The sequence below is a fragment of the Nocardia sp. NPDC002869 genome, from assembly GCF_046764065.1.
GTDB lineage: Bacteria > Actinomycetota > Actinomycetes > Mycobacteriales > Mycobacteriaceae > Nocardia > Nocardia rhamnosiphila.
In genome coordinates this window covers 1-3,952 of sequence record NZ_JBKOOL010000277.1, presented here as the reverse complement: position 1 = coordinate 3,952, position 3,952 = coordinate 1, and the positions used below count along the sequence as shown (strand labels likewise).

The 3,952-nt window shown below is 68.0% G+C and carries 3 protein-coding genes; 2 read left to right on the top strand and 1 reads right to left on the bottom strand.

What is annotated here, in order from left to right; all coding sequences use genetic code 11:
- Window positions 1–51: 51 nt before the first annotated feature.
- On the bottom strand, window positions 52–750 hold the full coding sequence (locus tag ACLML9_RS28040) for a class I SAM-dependent methyltransferase (protein ID WP_411948315.1): 699 nt from the start codon (window positions 748–750) through the stop codon (window positions 52–54).
- Window positions 751–1,452: 702 nt separating this feature from the next.
- On the opposite strand from ACLML9_RS28040, the gene ACLML9_RS28035 reads away from it, so the two are divergent.
- Window positions 1,453–2,694, top strand: a complete 1,242-nt coding sequence (locus ACLML9_RS28035) for an oxygenase MpaB family protein (protein WP_411948314.1) — start codon at window positions 1,453–1,455, stop codon at window positions 2,692–2,694.
- 485 nt (window positions 2,695–3,179) lie between these two features.
- Window positions 3,180–3,746: a PadR family transcriptional regulator gene (locus ACLML9_RS28030; protein ID WP_411948316.1), complete on the top strand. Its 567-nt coding sequence runs from the start codon at window positions 3,180–3,182 to the stop codon at window positions 3,744–3,746.
- The last annotated feature ends 206 nt before the right edge of the window (window positions 3,747–3,952 follow it).

The window sequence follows — 3,952 nt, the reverse complement described above, 5'->3', positions numbered from 1 at the left end:
GCGCCGCGCCCGGCGCCACCGGATCGCGCACCGGCGGGCGGCGCGTGCCGCTCAGCCCAGATGCGCCGAGAGCAACCAGGCCGGAACCGATTTGCGGCCGTTCGGTTCGTCGCGCAGATCCTCGAACCGCAGCAGGGGTTCGCCGGCCGGAGAATCGAGGCGCTCCGGCAGATTCGCGTGGATCCGCGCCGGGGCGATCTCATCGATCACCCAGTATTCCGATACCGCGTCGCGGAGTTCGTCGGCGGTGACCGGCGCGGGTCCCGCATCGGGGAGTTGCGGAAAGCCGGCCCGATCGAACACCAGCGCGAAGTAGGCCGCGCCCGGAGCGGCGGCCCGCGCGATCGACCGCAGATAGCCCGCCCGTGACGCCACCGGAATCGAATGGAACAACGTGCTGTCCACCACGGTGCCGAAGCGGCCGTCGTAGCCGGTGAACGAGGTGATGTCGGCGACCTCGAAGGTGGCGGTATCCAGCCCGCGCCGTTCGGCTTCGGCCCGGGCCGATTCGATCGCGGTCGGCGCGAGGTCCAGGCCCACGGTGGTGAAACCGCGCTCGGCCAGATACAACGAGATGGCACCCTCACCGCAGCCGGCATCGAGTACGTCGCCGTGGAATCTGCCCTGATCGATGAGCGCCGCGAGTTCGGGCTGCGGTTCCCCGATACTCCACGGCGGCGCCACGTCCGGCCCGAACGGGCCGGTACCGCGATAAACGGATTCGAACTCGAAATCACCGGGTGTCGTCATACTCCACGACTAGCAGCCGATTCGGCGCATGTACATGTAACCGCCGCCGGGAGATCGGGGGTCGACCGAGCGCCGCTCCCCCGGCCCGGCCGCCTCTGCCGGTGCTGCCGCATCACCTCGGCCGCCGGCGTCCGAAGCCGCGCGGCACGCCCACGGCCGCCGATCCCTCCCGGCGGGTGCCACGAAACCCGGGCGGGAATCTCCCGGGGGTCTGTACCGGCCGGCGGTCCACCGACGCGGAACCCACTGGCTGGGCCGGTCGCGCGCCGAGAAGGCGGACGATACGGATCGCGCAACTGCTAAGTGATCAGGTAGAACGCTGCCGGATTCCCTTCAGGCCGATGGCCGGATAGCGCAGAGGAGGGGCGGCAGCCCACGTACCCAGCCTTCCGTCTGGGTCAGTGACCTGCGGTTATCGAAAATTCTCCCCTCGACGCAAGATCGACCAGCCCGGCCCGATCAATCCCCTCGGGCGTAGTCGAACCTACGCGCCCGACCCGGAACGAGACATATCCGCAGGAAGCCGGGCGCTTATCGGTCGACCCTTTTCGCAAACGGCCGTAGACGGCCAGAGTCCACGCAAATCACCGAATCAGCGAACAAGGCACTTGCACAGTTGTTAAGTTACTGAGTATTCTTCGATATAAACCCGGTGACGCATCTGCGCCACCGCGATGCTCGAACTCGACGAGGAGTGGCGACATGGACCGACTCAACAGACGGGATGCGTTGAAAGCGGGCGGGGTGCTGGGCGCGTTCGGCGCACTCGCCATCGCGACCCCGGCCAGAGCACAACCGTGGACATGGTCGCCGCAGGGGTCGGTGGCGGGCAGCGGCGCGGGTGTCGACCCGCTCGGCGTCTGGGATCCCGAAGCCGATGAACTGGTCGCCTCCCTGCTCGACCGCGGTGCGGTACCCGCCGTCAACGATCTGCTGCGCACCTGGACCCGCAACGGTCAGCCGTTACCCGCCGGGCTACCCCCGGATCTGCGGGACTTCATGGAATACGCACGGCAGCTCCCCCAGTGGACCGATCCCGGCAAACTGGCCACCGCTGTGGACTTCAACAAGAAACGCGGTCTCTACCTCGGCGTGTTGTACGGCCTCGCCAGCGGCATGATGAGCACGGTCATCCCCAAGGAGGCGCGCTCGGTCTATTACTCCAAGGGCGGCCACGACCTCAAGGACCGAATCTCCAAGACCGCCAAACTCGGTTACGACATCGGCAGCGGCAACGCCTACGGCCCGGACGGGCAGATGGTCGTCACCTGCGTCAAAACGCGGCTGGTGCATGCCGCGGTGCGACATCTGCTGCCCCAGTCGCCGCACTGGGTGAACTCGGCCGACGAGGACATCCCGATCAGCCAGAACGACATCATGGTCACCTGGCACAGCCTGCCCACCACCGTGATGCGTCACCTCACGGCATGGAAAGTGCCGATCCCCGTCCACGAATCGGACGCCTTCCTGCATTCCTGGCAGGTCGCCGCGCATCTGCTCGGCGTCCGCGACGAGTACATCCCTAATTCGTGGGATCAGGCGAACTCCCAGGCCGCGCAGGTCCTGGATCCGATCCTCGCGCCGACCCCGGAGGGCGTGAAACTGGCCGACCGGCTGCTGCGGCTGGGGACCAACCTCGACCTCGCCATTTTGAGCAAGGGGGTCCTCGGCGCCTTCACGCGTTTCCTGCTCGGCGACAAGATCGCCGACGAGCTGGCCATCGCCCGCGAACCGGTCTGGGATCCGCTGCTGCAGTTCAGCTGGGGCCCGTTCATCGCGGTCCGGGAAGGCATACTCACCGTCGCCCCGCCGACGCAGGAGGCGTACTGGCTGTTCGACGAGTTCCTGCGCCAGTTCGCCCTGTGGTACCTGGCCGAACTCCGGATGCCGATCAGTATCGAGCTCCCGATGATGAACCGGGATATGAGCCGACCACCGCGCTGACCCGGCAGCCCGGTCGAGCCCGCACGGACCCTCTCCATGCGGGCGAGCGGGCGTGTACGCCGCCCCGGCATCCACCCCCGGGCCCCGGGCCGGCCTCCGCTCACGGGAGTTCCGCCGACGCGGCCTTCCGCCTCACTCGATCAGCTACACCCTCGGTGTGACCGGATGGAGCAGTCATGCCCACACGTTGGAAATCAGGCGTCGCCGCCTGCATGTTCGCGCTCGTAGCCGCAGTTGTCCAGGCCGGCGGAACCCCGGCAGCGGCGGCCACACCCACCCCGTGCCCCGATTTGTACGTCGTGGCGATCCCAGGAACCTGGGAGACCTCCGATACCGAGCCCGGCGCCGGCATGCCGGCGGCGACGGTCGACCGGCTGCCGGGAAATGTCGCGGTCGACTATGTCGCCTACGCCGCGACGGCCTTCCCCTGGGAGGGAGAGGTATACGGCCGCTCCAAGCAGGAGGCCACCGATCGAGCGCGCAATATGGTCGCGGCCGCGGCCCGGGCCTGCCCGGCGACACGTATCGCGATCCTCGTCCTGGCCGCCCTGGCCCGGCGCGGACCGATGCACGGCCACCAATTGCGCCGGGACGCCCGCCTGGACCGGGCCGACCTGTGGTCGCGCGTCAAACCCGGCTCGCTGTACGGCGCACTGCACCGGATGGAGAGCGAGGGCCTGGTCCACCCGTTGCGTACCGAACAGCCAGGCGCGCCTCCCGCCCGCACCATCTACGAGATCACCGACGAGGGTCTGCGGGAACTGCGCGCATTACGCGACGAAGCCTTCACCGAGGTCGATATCCGGCCCGATCCGGTCGATCTCGCGCTGGCCGTCGGCGACGACCTCGATCCGGAGTTGCTGCGCGGCTACCTCGAGGACCGGATCGCCGCCCTCCGTGCGATCGGCTCGCGGATGGAGCATCAGCTCGACCGCCGCTGGCCCGATCAGAGTGCCGCCGACGATCTCATCGCCGAACACGCCCGCCTGCGGATACGGACCGAGATCGAATGGCACGAAAAGGTGCTGGCCGGTATCGGCAAGCCCGGCTGATCGGTGCGGATACCGGGTCCTGCTCGAGCGCAACGGGACATGGTGGGCCTGTTCGGTGCGCAACACCAACGTTGCCGGAACGGTCGAGGTCTGATCGGCCACCTCCCCACCACCGCCTGAGAAAGTGTTGGTGAACCCGGCGGTGTAAGGGCGTGTCGCTCATGCTATTCGGGGTGTTGGGTCGATGATGTCGGCTGGTGTGCCCG

Bases quoted from the DNA above. Each gene is read 5' to 3' on its own strand.
- ACLML9_RS28035 (WP_411948314.1), top strand. From the start codon at position 1,453: ATGGACCGACTCAACAGACGGGATGCGTTGAAAGCGGGCGGGGTGCTG.
- ACLML9_RS28030 (WP_411948316.1), top strand. From the start codon at position 3,180: ATGGTCGCGGCCGCGGCCCGGGCCTGCCCGGCGACACGTATCGCGATC.
- ACLML9_RS28040 (WP_411948315.1), bottom strand. From the start codon at position 750: ATGACGACACCCGGTGATTTCGAGTTCGAATCCGTTTATCGCGGTACC.